The organism is Streptomyces sp. NPDC090077 (genome assembly GCF_044747545.1).
GTDB lineage: Bacteria > Actinomycetota > Actinomycetes > Streptomycetales > Streptomycetaceae > Streptomyces.
Genome location: NZ_JBIVEG010000016.1, coordinates 73,814 through 91,283 on the forward strand (window position 1 = coordinate 73,814; position 17,470 = coordinate 91,283).

Sequence of the window (17,470 nt, forward strand, 5' to 3'; positions counted from 1 at the left end):
AACGGAGGAAGGGCGGGTAGGGGAGCAGCGCCGCAGGCACCGGCACCCGCCCGGCCGGGCTCAGGTCACGCCCCGTGACCCCGCAGCCGCTCGCGGACCTTGTCGACCACGTCCGCGTAGCGGGCCTCGGCCCCGTACCGCGTCGGCTCGTAGTAGCGCTTGCCGTGCACCTCGTCCGGCGCGTACTGCTGCGCGGCGATGGCGCCCGGCACGTCGTGCGGGTACACGTACCCGACCGCGTGCCCCAGCTTCGCCGCGCCCTTGTAGTGCCCGTCCCGCAGGTGCGCCGGCACGGCCCCGGCCAGCCCGGCCCGTACGTCGGCCAGCGCCGCGCCGATCGCGGTCGTGGCGGTGTTCGACTTCGGGGCCAGCGCCAGCGCGATCGTCGCGTGCGAGAGGGTCAGCGCGGCCTCCGGGAAGCCGATCATCGCCACCGCCTGGGCGGCCGCCACCGCCAGCGGCAGGGCCGTCGGGTCCGCCAGGCCGATGTCCTCGCTCGCGGAGATCATCAGGCGCCGCGCGATGAACCGGGGGTCCTCGCCCGCCTCGATCATCCGGGCCAGGTAGTGCAGGGCGGCGTCCACGTCCGAGCCCCGGATCGACTTGATCAGGGCGCTCGCCACGTCGTAGTGCTGGTCGCCGTCCTTGTCGTAGCGGACGGCCGCCCGGTCGACGGACTCCTCCAGGGTCTGGAGGGTGATCTCCTCCTCGCCCTTGGCGATGGCCGAGCCGGCCCCCGCCTCCAGGGCGGTCAGCGCCCGGCGGGCGTCGCCGCCGGCGATGCGCAGCAGGTGCGCCTCGGCGTCGGCGGGCAGGGTCACCGCCCCGCCCAGACCCCGCTCCTCCGTCAGGGCGCGCCGCAGCAGGGCGCTCAGGTCCTCGTCGGTGAGGGGTTCCAGGGTGAGCAGCAGCGAGCGGGACAGCAGCGGGGAGATGATCGAGAAGTACGGGTTCTCCGTGGTGGCCGCGATCAGGGTGACCCAGCGGTTCTCCACGGCGGGCAGCAGCGAGTCCTGCTGCGCCTTGCTGAAGCGGTGGATCTCGTCGAGGAAGAGGACGGTCTCCTTGCCGTAGCCGCCGGCGGCGCGCTTGGCGCCCTCGATGACGGCCCGGACCTCCTTGACGCCCGCCGTGATCGCGGACAGCTCGACGAACCGCTTCTGCGTGGCCTGGCTGACCACGTACGCGAGGGTGGTCTTGCCGATGCCGGGCGGTCCCCAGAGGATCACGGACGAGGCTCCGGCCGGTCCCCCGGCGCCCTCCCCCACCAGCCGGCGCAGCGGCGAGCCCGGCTTCAGCAGGTGCTGCTGGCCGACGACCTCGTCCAGGTTGCGCGGGCGCATGCGGACGGCGAGCGGGGAGCTCGCGGGGTCCTTCTCCCGACGGTCCTCGGCTGCTGCGGTGAAGAGGTCTGGTTCCACACCGGAAGCCTAAGCGAGCCCACCGACAGCGAGGGCCGCTCGGACGGTCCGGCTCAGGAGGTCCAGAAGTCCCACCAGCGGGTCAGGATCAGCATGCCGATGATCCCGATGTGCAGCGCGGGCAGCACCCAGGTGAACTCGTCGAGGAAGCCGCGCAGCCAGGCGGGGGCGGGCAGCAGGCCCTGGCGCACGTTGTGCGAGGTGACGTACCAGAACATCAGGATGGTGGCGACCCAGGCCAGGCAGCACCACAGGCAGAGCGAGTTGATGTTGTACAGCGACTGGTACGTCAGCCAGGCGCAGAACACGACGCCGAAGAGGGTGCCGGCGTTCAGGGTCAGCCAGTACCAGGGGCGGAACCGGGCCCCGGCCAGCAGGCTCATGCCGACGCAGATCACGATGCCGTAGGCGACCAGGCCGAGCATCGGGTTGGGGAAGCCGAAGACGGCCGCCTGCTCGCTCTTCATGATGTTGCCGCAGGACACGACCGGGTTCAGGGAGCAGCCCGGGACGAAGTTCGGGTCTTCGAGGAGCTTGAACTTGTCGATGGTGATCACCCAGGCGGCCAGCAGCCCCGCCGCTCCGGTGATGACCAGCAGCAGGGCCAGCGCCCGGCTCCCGCCGAAGGTCCGCGGAGCGGTGTCCGCGCCTGCGCCTGTTGTCGTCATCCCGATCCCGCCCGCTCCGCTTCCGCAAGGTCATCAAGCACGGGCCATTGTGCCGTACGGGGGCGGACGCCATCCGTTCGCGGGAGATAAGGACGGCCCGAAAACGCCGGGGGCGGGGCGGGGAGGACTCCCCCGCCCCGCCCCCGGCGGACGGCGCGTGCGTCAGGCCAGCCGGGCCCGGACCTCGGCCACCACGTCGGCCAACGCCACGGCGGCCTGCTCGCCGGACTCCATGTCCTTGAGCTGGACGACGCCCTCGGCGAGGTCGCGGTCGCCCGCGACGACGGCGAAGCGCGCACCGCTGCGGTTGGCGTCCTTCATGGCGCCCTTGAGGCCCTTTCCACCGTAGGACAGGTCGGCCGCGACCCCGGCCCGGCGCAGCTCGGTCACCAGTGCGAACACGGCCGGCTTGGCCTCGCCCAGCGCGACCGCGAACACCGACGTGGCGGCCGGGATGTCCAGCTCCACGCCCTCCGCCTCCAGGGCGAGGACGGTCCGGTCCACGCCGAGCGCCCAGCCGACCGACGGCAGCGCCGGTCCGCCGATCATCTCGGACAGGCCGTCGTAGCGGCCGCCGCCGCCGACCGCGGACTGCGAGCCGAGGCCGTCGTGGACGAACTCGAAGGTGGTGCGGGTGTAGTAGTCGAGGCCGCGCACGAGCTTCTCGTCGTCCTCGAAGGCGACCCCGGCGGCCGTGATCAGCGCCCGGACCTCCTCGTGGTACGCCTTGCACGCGTCGCACAGGTAGTCGCGCAGCACCGGCGCGCCCACCAGCTGCTTCTGCACGTCGGCCCGCTTGTCGTCGAGGACGCGCAGCGGGTTGATCTCGGCCCGGCGGACGGTCTCCTCGTCGAGGTCGAGGCCGCGCAGGAAGCCCTGGAGCGCCTCCCGGTACACCGGGCGGCACTCCTTGTCGCCGAGCGAGTTCAGCAGGATGCGGAAGTTGCGCAGGCCCAGCGAGCGGTACGCCTGGTCCGCGAGGATGATCAGCTCGGCGTCCAGCGCCGGGTCCTCGGCGCCGATGGCCTCGGCACCGACCTGCGAGAAGTGGCGGTAGCGGCCCTTCTGCGGGCGCTCGTAGCGGTAGTACGAGCCGGAGTACCAGAGCTTGACCGGCAGGTTGCCCTGCTTGTGCAGGCTGGCCTCCAGGGCCGCGCGCAGCACGGAGGCCGTGCCCTCGGGGCGCAGGGCCAGCTGGTCGCCGCCCTTGGTCTCGAAGGCGTACATCTCCTTGGTGACGATGTCGGTGGACTCGCCGACGCCGCGGGCGAAGAGACCGACGTCCTCGAAGCCGGGGGTCTCGATGTAGCCGTAGCCGGAGTTCCGCAGGGGCGCGGAGATGGCCTCGCGGACCGCCAGGTACTTCACCGAGACCGGCGGGATCAGGTCGTACGTGCCCTTGGGGGCCTTGAAGGTGCTCACGAAACTCGTCACATTCCTCGTCGTGGGGCGGCGGTGCCGTCCCCCAGGCCGGCGGCGACTTCCCGCAGGTACGGGTTGGTCGCGCGCTCGCGGCCGATGGTGGTCTGGGGACCGTGGCCGGACAGCACCACGGTCGAGTCGTCCAGCGGCAGGCACACGCGGGCCAGCGACTGGAGGATGTCGGCGTGGGAGCCGCCGGGCAGGTCGGTGCGTCCGATGGAGCCGGCGAACAGCAGGTCGCCCGAGAAGAAGACCGGCGGGACGTCGGCCAGCTCGGGCATCCGGAAGGTCACCGACCCCTTGGTATGCCCGGGCGCGTGCGCCACCGAGAACTCCATTCCGGCCAGCTTCAGGGCGGCGCCGTCGGTCAGCTCCCGCACGTCGTCCGGCTCGCCCACGGTCAGCTCGCCCATGAGCGGCATGCCGATGGAGCGGCCGAGCGCCTTCTCCGGGTCGCTCATCATGTAGCGGTCCTCGGGGTGGATCCAGGCGGGTACGTCGTGGGCTCCGCACACCGGGACCACCGAGGCCACATGATCGATGTGGCCGTGGGTGAGGACGACGGCGACGGGCTTGAGACGGTGCTTCTTCAACGTCTCCTCGACGCCCCGGGCGGCCTGGTGGCCCGGGTCGATGATGACGCACTCCTCACCGGCGGCGGGGGCGACCAGGTAGCAGTTGGTGCCCCAGGCCCCGGCGGGGAATCCGGCAATCAGCACGTTCGTCCTCAATCGTCGTCCGGAGGGAGGCAGCGGATCGGAATCTGCTGCTCAGAGCCTACCGGCGCCCCTCATTACACAGCGAACCCATATACGGTACGGCCTAACCCAGCCCGGACAGCGGTACCAGAGACGTACAAGGAGACGACCCGGTGGTCACGAGCGATCAGCGTCGGCGACAGCTCGCCAGGGAGAAGTACGAGCGCCAGCAGAAGCGCCGCGCGGAGGCCCGGCGCAAATCGCGGCAGCGCCTGGCGGTCATCGGCGCGGCCTCGGCCGTGGTGATCGCCACGCTGGTGGGCCTCGTCGTGGGCGGTGTCTTCGACTCCGACGACACGAAGGACTCGGCGGCCGACCCCTCGGCCTCCCCCTCGGCGCCGACGCCGAAGAAGTCGCCCTCCCCCGCCATGGCGATCGACGACAAGGCGAAGTACACCTTCGACCTGAAGACGAGCGCGGGCGACGTGAAGTTCGAGATGGACGCCGCGAAGACCCCGCAGACGGTCAACTCCTTCAAGTCGCTCGCCGACAAGGGCTTCTTCGACAAGACCAAGTGCCACCGCCTGGTCACCTCCGGGATCTTCGTCCTCCAGTGCGGCGACCCCGAGGGCACCGGTATGGGCGGCCCCGGCTACACCATCCCGGACGAGAACCTGGACTCCCTGGGCAAGCCGAACGAGCAGGGGCAGGTGGTCTACCCGGCCGGCACCGTGGCGATGGCCAACACCGGCCGCCCCGGCACCGGCGGCAGCCAGTTCTTCCTGGTCTACAAGGACAGCCCGCTCGCCCCGTCCTACACCCCCTTCGGGAAGATCGACGCGGCCGGCCTGAAGGTGCTGGAGGAAGTGGCCAAGAACGGGACCGCCGACGGCGCCCAGGACGGGGCCCCCAAGACCCCGGTGACCATCGAGAAGGGCACCGTCACCAAGAACTGACGGGGCGGTGCGGCCGCGGGCCCGGCCGGCCCGCCGCCCGTACGTCGATATTCCGTCGTGCGGGATGCGGACAGCCGGCCCGGCGGTCGCCTATGTTGGCGTTGTGCAGGGCGGGCGCTGCCCGCCCCAGGAAACTGTGGACGATGCCCGGGGGTCCACCCCCGGCGGGCATCAGGTGGAGGAGGCGCTGTGAGCAGCGACCCGTGGGGCCGAGTCGACGAGACCGGCACCGTGTACGTGCGTACTTCCGAGGGCGAGCAGGTCGTCGGCTCGTGGCAGGCGGGCACCCCCGAGGAGGCCCTGGCCTACTTCGAGCGCAAGTACGAGGGCTTGGTGGTCGAGATCGGCCTCCTCGAACGGCGGGTGCGGACCACCGATCTGTCCGCCAAGGACGCCCAGACGGCGATCGAGCACCTGCGTACCCAGGTGGACGAGCACCACGCCGTGGGCGACCTGGAGGCGCTGCGCGTCCGGCTCGACAAGCTGGTGGCGACGGTCGACTCGCGGCGCGAGGAGCGCAAGGTCCAGAAGGCCAAGCAGGCGGACGAGGCCCGTGCGGCCAAGGACGCCCTGGTCACCGAGGCCGAGCAGCTGGCGCAGAGCGACCAGTGGCGCAGCGCCGGTGAGCGGCTGCGCGCGCTGGTGGACATCTGGAAGGGCCTGCCCCGGCTCGACCGCAAGTCGGACGACGAGCTGTGGCACCGCTTCTCGCACGCCCGCTCCGCCTTCTCCAAGCGCCGCAAGGCCCACTTCGCCGCGCTGGACTCGCAGCGCGAGGACGCCCGCAAGGCCAAGGAGAAGCTGGTCGCGGAGGCCGAGTCGCTGTCGAAGTCGACGGACTGGGGTCCGACGGCCGCCCGCTACCGCGAGCTGATGGACAGCTGGAAGGCGGCGGGCCGGGCGCAGCGCGAGTCCGAGGACGACCTGTGGAACCGTTTCCGCGGTGCCCAGGACGTGTTCTTCGCGGCGCGCGGCGAGGTCTTCGCGGAGCGCGACGCCGAGCAGGTCGAGAACCTGAAGCTGAAGGAGGAGCTGGTCGTCGAGGCGGAGAAGCTCGTCCCGGTGACGGACCTGAAGGCGGCCCGGGCCGCGTTCCGCTCCGTCAACGAGCGCTGGGAGGGCATCGGCCACGTGCCGCGCGACGCCCGTCCCAAGGTCGAGGGCCGGATGCACGCCGTGGAGCGGGCGATCCAGGAGGCCGAGGAGGGCGAGTGGCGCCGTACGAACCCGGAGGCGCGGGCCCGTGCGGCCGGTCTGACGGGGCAGCTGCAGGCGGCCGTCGACAAGCTGCGTGAGCAGATCGACGCGGCGCGCGCGGCCGGCAACAACGCGAAGGCCGACAAGCTGGCCCGCGAGCTGGAGGGCCGGCAGGCCCTGCTCGACCAGGCGCTGAAGGGCCTGGAGGAGTTCGGCGGCTGAGGCCGCCGCGGCCTTCCTCTCGGAGGGCCGCAGCCGATGGGCACCGCCGGTCTCTTCCGGTGGTGCCCATCGGCCGTTCCGGGGGCGGGCGCCCCGCGGGTGGCGTTCGTACGAGGTTCACACTCGTCCTGTTTGTACGTTCCATTCGTTACGCGGTTCGGACACAGGGTGCGCGCTGGCAGCACCTGTCTCCTGTGTACCGTTGTACGGTGCCGCCCCGGCGGCCTTCTGCCGGGCCACGACCAGGATCGAATGTGACGCATACCCAGATACGCGCTGATGTCCCAGACTCGCTTCTCGTCGCCCGGCCGGTCACCAGCAAGAAGGAATCGGGACTCCGCGGCGCCGGACGGCGGGTGCTCGCCAGCCTGAAGCGTGCCCGGAAGGCGCTGCTGGTCCACATCGCGCTGCGCGCCACCGGACTCGCCGTGATGGCGGTCTGGGCCGAGCGCAAGGGCGTCAAGCCGCTGGAGATCCTGGGCGGCCGCTGGGACGCCGTCTACTACCTGCACATCGCCGAGAACGGGCTGACGACCCCGCTGGCGACCCCTTCGCCCTGTGCCTTCGCGGGGCCGAGCTGCCAGATGGCGTTCTTCCCGGTCTACCCGACACTGATCCGGTGGACCTCGTACGTCACGCACCTGCCCGTGAGCTGGGTGGCGATGGGGCTGGCGCTGTTGGCCTCGGTGATCGCCGCGTGGGGCATCTTCGCCGTCACCGACAAGATCTACGGACGCCGGGTCGCGCTGTTCACCTGTGCCCTGTTCGCGATCGTGCCGGCGGCCCTGGTCCAGTCGATGGCGTACACCGAGCCGCTGTTCCTCGCCCTTTCGGTGTGGGCGATGTACGCGGTGATGACGAAGTCCTGGCTGACGGCCGGCGTGCTGGCCTTCTTCGCCGGGGCGACCCGCCCCTCCGGTTCGGCGATCGTCGCGGCCGTGGTGCTGGCGGGCGTCTGGGAGTACGTGCAGTGGCGCCGGAAGCGGCGTTCGCAGCGTCCGGCCGTTGGCCGGATCGTGGCGGCCTCGCTGATCGCCCCGCTGGGCTGGTTCGGGTACGTGGGCTACGTCGGCTGGCACTTCGGCCGCTGGGACGGCTACTTCGAGCTCCAGCGCCGGTGGGGTTCGGTCTACGACGGCGGCTTCGACACCCTCACCGAGCTGAAGAAGACCTTCACCGAGGTGCACACCACCCTCAACCACGTGGTGGTCTCGCTGACGGTGGTCACGGCCGTGGTGCTGTTCGTCCTGATGACGCGCAGGCGCCGGCCCCCCATGGTCGTCTGGATCTTCGCCGCCATGATCATGCTGATGGCGCTGGGCGGTGCGGGCTTCTACTTCTCGAAGATGCGCTTCATCATGCCGGCGTTCCCGCTGCTGTTCCCGTTCGCGCTGGCCCTCGCCCGGGCCCGCAGGAGCACCGTGGTGTGGATCCTCGGGTCGGCCACGGCCGTCTCCGCGCTCTTCGGCGGCAACCTCAACTTCGTCTGGTGGGGCTGCCCCTGATCCGGCCGTCCGCCCGTACGGCAGTGGGCGCCGCCCCCTCGGGGGTGGCGCCCACTGCCGTGTGCGGTGCCCCGCCCTACGGGCGGCGGGCCGAGGTGACGCGGTAGACGTCGTAGACGCCCTCGACGCCCCGTACGGCCTTCAGGACGTGGCCCAGGTGCTTGGGGTCGCCCATCTCGAACGTGAACCGGGAGGTGGCCACCCGGTCGCGGGAGGTCTGCACGGCCGCGGAGAGGATGTTCACGTGCTGGTCCGACAGGACCCGGGTGACGTCCGACAGCAGCCGGGACCGGTCCAGCGCCTCGACCTGGATGGCGACCAGGAAGACGGAGGACTGGGTCGGCGCCCACTCCACCTCCAGCATCCGCTCGGGCTGCTGGGAGAGGGAGTCGACGTTGACGCAGTCGGCGCGGTGAACCGATACGCCACTGCCGCGCGTGACGAAGCCGATGATCGGGTCGCCCGGCACCGGGGTGCAGCAGCGGGCCAGCTTCACCCACACGTCCTCGACGCCCTTGACGACCACGCCCGGGTCGGCGTTGCCGCGCCGCTTGGTGCGGGCGCGCGACGGCGGGACGCTCTCCTCGATGTCCTCGTTGGCGGCCTCCTCGCCGCCGAGGGCCTGCACCAGCTTCTGTACGACGCCCTGCGCGGCCACGTGGCCCTCGCCGATCGCCGCGTACAGGGAGGAGATGTCGGGGTAGCGCATCTCGTGCGCGAGGGTGACGAGGGAGTCGCCCGTCAGGATGCGCTGGATCGGCAGGTTCTGCTTGCGCATGGCCCGCGCGATGGCGTCCTTGCCGTGCTCGATGGCCTCGTCGCGGCGCTCCTTGGAGAACCAGGCGCGGATCTTGTTGCGGGCCCGCGGGGACTTGACGAAGCCGAGCCAGTCGCGGGACGGCCCCGCACCCTCGGCCTTGGAGGTGAACACCTCCACCAGGTCGCCGTTGTCCAGGGTCGATTCGAGCGGGACGAGCCGCCCGTTGACCCGCGCCCCTATGGTGCGGTGGCCGACCTCGGTGTGGACCGCGTACGCGAAGTCCACGGAGGTCGCGCCGGCGGGCAGCGCGATGACGTCACCCTTGGGGGTGAAGACGAAGACCTCGTTGCGGGAGAGGTCGAAGCGCAGCGAGTCGAGGAACTCGCCCGGGTCCTCGGTCTCCTTCTGCCAGTCGAGCAGCTGGCGCAGCCAGGCCATGTCGTTGACGGTGTCCTGGCCGGCGCTGCCCTTGGCGGCCTGCGGGACGTCGGTGCGCACCTTGGAGGCGCCGGCGACGGTCTGCTGCTTGTACTTCCAGTGCGCGGCGATGCCGTACTCGGCGCGGCGGTGCATGTCGAAGGTGCGGATCTGGAGTTCGACCGGCTTGCCGCTGGGCCCGATGACCGTCGTGTGGAGCGACTGGTACATGTTGAACTTGGGCATCGCGATGTAGTCCTTGAACCGGCCGGGGACCGGGTTCCAGCGCGCGTGCACCGTGCCGAGGGCCGCGTAGCAGTCCCGGACGGTGTCCACGAGGACGCGGATGCCCACCAGGTCGTAGATCTCCGCGAAGTCACGGCCGCGGACGATCATCTTCTGGTAGACGCTGTAGTAGTGCTTGGGTCTGCCGGTGACGGTGGCCTTGATCCGGGCCGCGCGCAGGTCGACCATCACCTCGTCCGTGACGACGGCGAGGTACTCGTCGCGCTTGGGCGCCCGCTCGGCGACGAGCCGCACGATCTCGTCGTACATCTTGGGGTAGAGGATCGCGAAGGCGAGGTCCTCCAGCTCCCACTTGATCGTGTTCATGCCGAGGCGGTGGGCCAGCGGCGCGTAGATCTCGAGGGTCTCGCGGGCCTTCTTCTCCTGCTTCTCCCGCTTGAGGTACCGCATGGTGCGCATGTTGTGCAGGCGGTCGGCGAGCTTGATGACCAGGACCCGGGGGTCCTTGGCCATGGCGACGACCATCTTGCGCACGGTCTCGGCCTGGGCGGCCTCGCCGAACTTGACCCGGTCGAGCTTGGTGACGCCGTCGACGAGGAGCGCGACCGCGTCGCCGAAGTCGCGCCGGAGCTGCTCCAGGCCGTACTCGGTGTCCTCCACGGTGTCGTGGAGGAGACCCGCCATCAGGGTGGCGGGGTCCATGCCCAGCTCGGCGAGGATGGTGGTCACCGCGAGCGGGTGGGTGATGTACGGGTCGCCGCTCTTGCGCTTCTGACCGCGGTGCCAGCGTTCCGCGACCTGGTACGCCTGCTCGATCTGGCGCAGCGTCGCCGTCTCGATCTTCGGGTCGTTGCTGCGGACTATGCGGAGCAGCGGTTCCAGGACCGGGTTGTACGGGTTGGAACGCTGCACGCCGAGGCGCGCCAGCCGGGCGCGCACCCGGTTGGAGGACCCGCCCGGCCTGGCCGGAACGGGCTTGACCGGCGGGGCCGGCGGGGGCGTGGCGGCGGCCGCCGCGGCCGGGTCGGCCTTCGGGTCGGGCTGTGCGGCGGAGAGTGGCGGCTGGACCTCGTCTGGCAAGAGCGCTCCTCTGGGGGTCCCCCCGGACGGAGTCTGGGGGAGTGTCCGGGGCCCCGGTCAGGTCCGGATAAACCATGGTAGCGAGGGTTCCGCCGCCCCGTTCTCCCCGGTCGCTCCCCGGGACACGACCCGAGGCCCGCTCAGGCCCGCCTGTATCCGGCCCGCACGCGGTCCGGCCCCGCCGGCGTGTGCGCCACCCCGGCCCCGCCGGCGTTCGAGGCGCTGGGGGTCCCCCCGGCGGTAGCCGGGGGAGCCCCCGGCAGCGGCGCCGCACACGAAAACGGCGGGCACCCGGGAAATCCCGGGCACCCGCCGCATCGGCAGAGCAGGGGTCAGACCACGATCAGCGCGTCCAGCGGGGCGCCCGCGAGGGCGGGGGCCAGCTTCTCCCGACCGGGGAGGAAGGACAGCTCCATCAGCACCGCCACCCCGGCGACCTCGGCACCGGCCCGCCGGATCAGCTCCAGCGAGGCCTCGGCGGTGCCGCCGGTGGCGAGGACGTCGTCGATGACCATGACCTTGTCCCCGGCCGACAGGTCCTCCGCGTGAACCTCGATCTCGGCGGTGCCGTACTCCAGCTCGTACGACTGCGCGAGCGTGGCGCCCGGCAGCTTGCCGGCCTTGCGGACGGGGATGAAGCCGATGCCCGCCTGGACGGCGACCGGGGCGGCGAGGATGAACCCGCGCGCCTCCAGGCCGACGATCTTGGTGGCGCCGTACCGGACGGCCAGCTCCACCAGCGCGTCCGTCAGCGCCGCGAAGGCCTTCGGGTCGGCGAGCAGCGGGGTGATGTCCTTGAACATCACGCCGGGCTTCGGGTAGTCCGGGACGTCCTTGATCCGGCCGAGCAGCAGCTCGCGGAGTTCGGGCGTGGAGGAGGTGCCGGTCACCGGCGCCGCCTCCCCTGGCCGCCCTGGGCCACGACCTGCGGGGCCTCGTCCGCGTCGTCCGGGTCCTCGCCCTTGGCGGCCGCGGCGGCGCGCTTGGCGAGCACCCGCTTGGTGAGCGCCTTCATCGCCGGCTCGCGCTCCTTCAGGTCCACGACCAGCGGGGTCGCGATGAAGATCGAGGAGTACGCACCGGCCGCGAGGCCGACGAACAGCGACAGCGAGATGTCGTTGAGCATGCCCGCGCCCAGGAAGCCGCCGCCGATGAACAGCAGGCCGGCGACCGGGAGCAGGGCGACGACGGTGGTGTTGATCGAGCGGACCAGCGTGCCGTTGATGCTGCGGTTGGCGATCTCGCTGTAGGTGTAGCGGGTCTGCTTGGTGATGTCCTTCGAGCCCTCCTTCAGACCGTCGAAGACGACGACGGTGTCGTAGAGGGAGTAACCGAGGATGGTGAGCAGACCGATCACGGTGCCCGGGGTGACCTCGAAGCCGACCAGCGCGTACACGCCGACGGTGATGGTGAGGTCGTGGATCAGCGCGATCAGCGCGGCGACGGCCATCCGCCACTCGAAGGCGATGGCGAGGTAGATCACCACGAGGATCATGAAGACGCCGAGGCCGGTCCAGGCCTTGTTCGCGATCTGCTCGCCCCAGCTCGGGCCGACCAGGTCGGCGTTGATCTGGTTGGCGTCGACCTTGAGCTCGGTGCCGAGCTGCTTCTTCACGGAGGCGGCGGAGTCGGTGTCCAGACCGGAGATCTGGATGCGCAGGCCGCCGGTGCCGAGCTCCTGGACGATCGCGTCGTGCCCCGAGGCCTTCTCCGCGCTCTCGGTCGCGTGGGCGACGGAGACGGTCGTCTTCGGGGTGGTGAAGACGGCGCCGCCCTTGAACTCGATGCCCATGTTGAGGCCCTGGACGGCCAGGGCCACGATCGCCGTGATGGTGATCAGGATGGAAACGCCGTACCAGAGAAAGCGCTTGCCGACGAAGTCGTAGCCGACCTCACCGCGGTACAGCTTGGCGCCGAGATCTCCCAGCTTCGACATCTCTCACGCCTCCTTTGCGTCGACGGGGGCGGGGACAGGCGCGCTGCGGCGCGACCGGCGCAGCGGCGGCTTGGCGCCGAGCCGCTTCGGGTCGAGCCCGGACCACGGGTGCCCGCTGGAGAAGAACTTCGTACGGGCCAGCAGGGTCATGACCGGCTTGGTGAAGAGGAACACCACGACCACGTCGAGCAGGGTGGTGAGACCCAGCGTGAAGGCGAAGCCCTGGACCTTGCCGACGGTGACGACGAAGAGCACCGCTGCGGCGAGGAACGACACGAAGTCGGAGACCAGGATGGTGCGGCGGGCGCGCGGCCAGGCGCGCTCGACGGCCGGACGCAGGGTGCGGCCCTCGCGGATCTCGTCGCGGATGCGCTCGAAGTACACGATGAACGAGTCGGCCGTGATGCCGATCGCGACGATCGCGCCGCAGACGGCGGGCAGGTTCAGGGCGAAGCCGATGCCCTTGCCCAGCAGCGCCATGATCGTGTAGGTGAGGATCGCGGACACCAGGAGGCTGATGATGGCGATGAAAGCCAGGCCCCGGTAGTACACCAGCAGGTAGATCACCACGAGCGCGAGGCCGATGGCACCGGCGATGAGGCCGGCCTTCAGCTGCTCGCCGCCGAGCGCGGCGGTGACGGTGGTGACGCTGTCCTCCTGGAAGGACAGCGGCAGGGCGCCGTACGACAGCATGTTGCCCAGGTCCTGCGCGGACTGCTGGGTGAAGCCGCCGGAGATCTCGGCGTTGCCGCCGGTCAGCGCCTGGCTCACGGACGGGTCGGAGATGACCTCGCCGTCGAGCACGATCGCGAACTGGTTCTGCGGGGACTGCTTGGCGGCCAGCTCACCGGTGATCTTGGCGAACTTGTCGGCGCCCTTGTCGGTGAACTGCATCTGCACGATCCACTGACCGCGCTGCTGGTCGATGACGCCCTTGGCGTCCTTCACGTCCTGGCCGTCGACCTGGGCCGGACCGAGGACCCACTTGCCCCAGGCGTTGCCGCGCTGGCCACAGGCGATCATCGGGTCGGTGGGCTTCACGCCCTTGCCGGCCGTGGCGCGCTGGTCCTCCTTGGTGCAGTCCAGCGCGGCGAACTTCGCCTGCAGGTCCGCGACGGCCGGATCGGCCGACGGGGTCGGGGCGGGGGCCGGGGCGGAGGCGGCGGGCGTGGCCTTGCTGTCGTCTGCCTTCTTCGACTCGCTCGCCGAGGGCGAGGGAGTGGGGGTGCCCGGGGCCTTGAGGGCCTCGCTGAGCACACGGCCCTGGGAAGTGGCGCTGGACGACGGGGTGGCCGACGCGGAGGGCTTGGAGCTGCCCTCGGCCTTCGGAGCGCCGGAGCCGCTCGCGGAGGGGCTCGGGGACGCGCTCGGCTTGGTCTCGGGGGCGGCGGGGGCGCCGTCCGCGAAGGCGAGCACGGGGCGGAAGTACAGCTGGGCGGTGGTACCGACCTGCTGGCGGGCCTGCTGCTCGTTCACCCCCTTGGGGATGTTCACGATGATGTGGTCGCGGCCCTGCGTCTGGACCTCGGCCTCCGAGACGCCGAGACCGTTGACGCGGCGCTCGATGATGCCGACCGCCGTGTTCATGTTGGTCTCGTTGACGGCGTCCGGCTTGCCGGGCTCGCTCTTCGCCTTGAGCGTGATGCTCGTACCGCCGGCGAGGTCGATGCCCAGGCGGGGCGTCGTCTGCTTCGTGAGGAACATCCCCGCGGTGAGCGCCACCATCGCGATCAGGATGAACGCCAGGGCGCGCCCCGGCCTCCCCTGAGCCCCCGTGGGCCGCCGGCCCTTCTTCGGTGCTGCCACCTTGTCGTTTCTCCCTGTCCAACCGTCCCGCGCCGGGTCAGCGCGCGGACGGCCACGAAATGTGTGGTGGGGACCCCTGCCCCCCGCAGAAGTTCACTGCGGGAACCGCGGCGGATGCCGGTCGGACACCGCCGCGGCCCCTGCCGGCCGCTACTTGGCGCCGGGCTCGCCGTCGGTCTTGCCGTCCTTCGGCTCGTCGTCGCCCTTGGGCTCGTCCTTCTTGCCCAGGTCGAGCTTGGGGGCGTCGCCCTCGGTCAGCGAGGAGGCGTCGTCGGGGACGACCGGCGCGTCGTCCTCGGGCGTCTCGGAGAAGCCGTGGACGATGCGGTTGTACTCGGCGTCCTCCAGGACGGCGCCGATGGCGTTCTTCGCGTAGACCGCGTGGACGCCCGGGGCCACCTCGAGGGTGACGGTGTCCTCACCGATCTCCTTGACGGTGGCGTACATGCCGCCGATGGTGCGCACGCCGGTGCCGGTCGTCATCTGGTCACGCATCGACGCGGCCTGGGCCTGCTTCTTCTTGGCGGACCGGGTCATCAGGAACATCGCCCCGATGAGCACGATGAACGGGAGCAAGAAGCTGATGTTGTTCACGGGACGAGGATCCTTCGCACGGCCGCGCCAGGGAGCGGCCATTTCTACGGGGGTGGGCACGCCGACCCGAAGGGTCGGCATCGGCGGAGTCTAGGCGAGTCCGCACCGATGGAACAACGCCCAGCATGGCACCGCAGTTCCTGACCGGTCGAACCTCCGCGCCGTCAGGCCCCGAACAGGCCCTGTTGTCCGCTTGATCCACTGCCGCCCTGCTGGGGCGGGACGAGCCCCAGGTGGGCCCATGCGGCGGGGGTCGCGATCCGGCCGCGCGGGGTGCGGGCGAGCAGTCCCTCCCGGACGAGGAAGGGCTCGGCGACCTCCTCGACCGTCTCGCGCTCCTCCCCCACGGCCACGGCGAGGGTGGACAGCCCGACGGGCCCGCCGCCGAACAGCTTGAGCAGCGCCTCCAGCACGGCCCGGTCCAGCCGGTCGAGGCCGCGCGCGTCCACCTCGTACACCTGGAGGGCGGTGGCGGCCACCTCACGGGTGATCACCCCGTCGGCCTTCACCTGCGCGTAGTCGCGCACGCGGCGCAGCAGCCGGTTGGCGATGCGGGGGGTGCCGCGGGAGCGGCCGGCGATCTCGGCGGCCCCGGCGGTGTCGATCTCGACGTCGAGGAGGCCCGCGGAGCGGCGGACGACGCGTTCCAGCTCGGCGGGGGCGTAGAACTCCATGTGCCCGGTGAAGCCGAAGCGGTCCCGCAGGGGCGGGGGCAGCAGGCCGGCCCGGGTGGTGGCGCCCACGAGGGTGAAGGGCGGCAGTTCGAGCGGGATCGCGGTGGCGCCGGGCCCCTTCCCGACGATCACGTCGACGCGGAAGTCCTCCATCGCCATGTACAGCATCTCCTCGGCGGGCCGGGACATGCGGTGGATCTCGTCGAGGAAGAGCACCTCGCCCTCCTGGAGGGAGGACAGGATCGCCGCGAGGTCCCCGGCGTGCTGGATGGCGGGGCCGGAGGTGATCCGGATCGGCGCGCCCATCTCGGCGGCGATGATCATCGACAGCGTGGTCTTGCCGAGTCCGGGCGCGCCGGACAGCAGCACGTGGTCGGCGGTGGCACCGCGCTGGCGGGCGGCCTTCAGCACCAGGTCCAGCTGCTGGCGGACCTTCTCCTGGCCGACGAACTCGCCGAGGTCCTTGGGGCGCAGCGCCGCCTCGACGGCGGTGTCCTCCCCGTCGGCGGCGGCCGCCACGATCCGGTCGTCGCTCTCGTCGTCCCAGTTCACGGTGTTCAGTCTGCCTTCTGCGTCGTTGCGGTGGTGGCCCGGAGGGGCGGGGAGCCGGTCAGCGGGCCCGGTTCAGGGACTGGAGGGCGGCCCGCAGCAGCTGCGGGACGGGAGCCGAACCGCCGGCGGCGATGGCCTCCTCGGCCTGCGGGGTCACGGCCGAAACCGCCTCCTCCGCGTCCCGGGAGGCGTACCCCAGCCCGATCAGCGCGGCCGTCAGCTGCTCGGTCCACGGCGCCGGGCCGGCCGCGGCGGCCCGCTGCGCACCGACCACCGGGCCGGCGGCCGAGGCGGGGGCGCCCAGCTTGCCCTTCAGCTCCAGCAGCAGCTTCTGCGCGCCCTTGGGGCCGATCCCGGGCACGGCCGTCAGGGCCTTCGCGTCCCCGGCGGCGAAGGCCACCCGCAGCGCGTCGGGGCTGTGCACCCCGAGCATCGCCTGGGCCACCCGGGGGCCGACCCCGCTCGCGGTCTGGAGCAGCTCGAAGACCTGGCGTTCGTCGTCGTCCGCGAAGCCGTACAGGGTCAGCGAGTCCTCCCGGACGACCAGCGAGGTGGCCAGCCGCGCCTGCTCGCCCACGCGCAGGCCGGCGATGGTGTTCGGCGTGCACTGCACGGCCATGCCCACTCCCCCGACCTCGATCACGGCGAGGGTGGGGGCGAGCGCGGCGACCTGGCCGCTGACGAAGGCGATCATCGGGTACGGCCTTTCAGGGCGGTGGCGTGCTGGGCGACCGCCTGCTGGAGGCGGTTCTGGGCGGGGGCCCGCCAGATGTGGCAGATGGCGAGGGCGAGGGCGTCGGCGGCGTCGGCCGGCTTCGGCGGTTCGGCGAGCCGCAGCAGCCGGGTGACCATGGCCCCGACCTGTGCCTTGTCGGCGCGGCCGCTGCCGGTGACGGCGGCCTTCACCTCGCTCGGGGTGTGCAGGGCGACCGGTATCCCGCGACGCGCGGCGCACAGCATGGCGACGGCGCTGGCCTGGGCGGTGCCCATCACGGTGCGGACGTTGTGCTGGCTGAAAACCCGCTCCACGGCGACGAACTCGGGGCGGTGCGCATCGAGCCATTCCTCGATGCCCGCCTCGATCGCGACGAGCCGCTGCCCCAGCTCGGCGTCGGCGGGCGTCCGGACCACCCCGACGCCGATCATGGTCAGGGGCCGCCCGGCGACTCCCTCGACCACGCCGACCCCGCACCTGGTCAGCCCCGGGTCCACACCCAGTACGCGCACTCCGCCCCCTCCTCCGAGACCTTTCCGTGCAGGCTATCCGCCCCCACCGACAATGCGACGGCGGGCCGACAGGGTGTGTCCTGTCGGCC

The 17,470-nt window shown here is 71.5% G+C and carries 15 protein-coding genes; 3 read left to right on the top strand and 12 right to left on the bottom strand.

The features are described 5' to 3' along the window. Positions 1–65 precede the first annotated feature (65 nt). From ACIPW5_RS24760 to ACIPW5_RS24775, 4 genes are all read right to left on the bottom strand, one after another. Positions 66–1,421, bottom strand: a complete 1,356-nt coding sequence (locus ACIPW5_RS24760) for a replication-associated recombination protein A (RefSeq protein ID WP_401248815.1) — start codon at positions 1,419–1,421, stop codon at positions 66–68. A gap of 53 nt (positions 1,422–1,474) precedes the next feature. Continuing rightward, complete coding sequence (locus ACIPW5_RS24765) at positions 1,475–2,089, bottom strand: vitamin K epoxide reductase family protein (protein ID WP_401248818.1); 615 nt, start codon at positions 2,087–2,089, stop codon at positions 1,475–1,477. Positions 2,090–2,251: 162 nt separating this feature from the next. Next, positions 2,252–3,511, bottom strand: a complete 1,260-nt coding sequence (hisS, locus tag ACIPW5_RS24770) for a histidine--tRNA ligase (protein WP_401248821.1) — start codon at positions 3,509–3,511, stop codon at positions 2,252–2,254. A gap of 8 nt (positions 3,512–3,519) precedes the next feature. Next, entirely contained in the window at positions 3,520–4,230 is a 711-nt protein-coding gene (locus ACIPW5_RS24775; protein ID WP_401248824.1) for an MBL fold metallo-hydrolase, read from the bottom strand. A gap of 152 nt (positions 4,231–4,382) precedes the next feature. On the opposite strand from ACIPW5_RS24775, the gene ACIPW5_RS24780 reads away from it, so the two are divergent. The 3 genes from ACIPW5_RS24780 (at position 4,383) to ACIPW5_RS24790 (ending at position 8,089) form a co-directional block, all read left to right on the top strand. Next, positions 4,383–5,165 carry a peptidylprolyl isomerase gene (locus ACIPW5_RS24780; RefSeq protein WP_401248826.1) on the top strand — a complete coding sequence of 261 codons (783 nt, stop codon included), beginning with the start codon at positions 4,383–4,385 and terminating at the stop codon, positions 5,163–5,165. A 189-nt stretch (positions 5,166–5,354) separates the two neighbouring features. Continuing rightward, positions 5,355–6,584, top strand: coding sequence for a DUF349 domain-containing protein (locus ACIPW5_RS24785; protein ID WP_401248829.1), 1,230 nt, complete (start codon positions 5,355–5,357; stop codon positions 6,582–6,584). Positions 6,585–6,838: 254 nt separating this feature from the next. Further along, complete coding sequence (locus ACIPW5_RS24790) at positions 6,839–8,089, top strand: hypothetical protein (protein ID WP_401248832.1); 1,251 nt, start codon at positions 6,839–6,841, stop codon at positions 8,087–8,089. Positions 8,090–8,165: 76 nt separating this feature from the next. On the opposite strand, the gene ACIPW5_RS24795 is transcribed toward ACIPW5_RS24790, so the two are convergent. The 8 genes from ACIPW5_RS24795 to ruvC all read right to left on the bottom strand — a co-directional run bounded on the left by ACIPW5_RS24795 (position 8,166) and on the right by ruvC (position 17,381). After that, complete coding sequence (locus tag ACIPW5_RS24795) at positions 8,166–10,592, bottom strand: RelA/SpoT family protein (protein WP_401248835.1); 2,427 nt, start codon at positions 10,590–10,592, stop codon at positions 8,166–8,168. Between the two features lie 332 nt (positions 10,593–10,924). Next, positions 10,925–11,482 carry an adenine phosphoribosyltransferase gene (locus ACIPW5_RS24800; protein ID WP_401248838.1) on the bottom strand — a complete coding sequence of 186 codons (558 nt, stop codon included), beginning with the start codon at positions 11,480–11,482 and terminating at the stop codon, positions 10,925–10,927. Next, positions 11,479–12,528, bottom strand: a complete 1,050-nt coding sequence (gene secF / locus ACIPW5_RS24805; protein WP_401248841.1) for a protein translocase subunit SecF — start codon at positions 12,526–12,528, stop codon at positions 11,479–11,481. The genes ACIPW5_RS24800 and secF overlap by 4 nt, the downstream gene beginning before the upstream one ends. A 3-nt stretch (positions 12,529–12,531) precedes the next feature. Then, on the bottom strand, positions 12,532–14,334 hold the full coding sequence (gene secD, locus ACIPW5_RS24810; protein WP_401248844.1) for a protein translocase subunit SecD: 1,803 nt from the start codon (positions 14,332–14,334) through the stop codon (positions 12,532–12,534). Between the two features lie 150 nt (positions 14,335–14,484). Continuing rightward, entirely contained in the window at positions 14,485–14,928 is a 444-nt protein-coding gene (gene yajC / locus ACIPW5_RS24815) for a preprotein translocase subunit YajC (protein ID WP_401248846.1), read from the bottom strand. Between the two features lie 164 nt (positions 14,929–15,092). Next, entirely contained in the window at positions 15,093–16,154 is a 1,062-nt protein-coding gene (ruvB, locus tag ACIPW5_RS24820) for a Holliday junction branch migration DNA helicase RuvB (RefSeq protein ID WP_401248849.1), read from the bottom strand. 58 nt (positions 16,155–16,212) lie between these two features. Further along, positions 16,213–16,848, bottom strand: coding sequence for a Holliday junction branch migration protein RuvA (gene ruvA / locus ACIPW5_RS24825; RefSeq protein WP_401248852.1), 636 nt, complete (start codon positions 16,846–16,848; stop codon positions 16,213–16,215). Beyond that, positions 16,845–17,381, bottom strand: coding sequence for a crossover junction endodeoxyribonuclease RuvC (gene ruvC, locus ACIPW5_RS24830; protein WP_401248855.1), 537 nt, complete (start codon positions 17,379–17,381; stop codon positions 16,845–16,847). The genes ruvA and ruvC overlap by 4 nt, the downstream gene beginning before the upstream one ends. Between the last annotated feature and the right edge of the window lie 89 nt (positions 17,382–17,470).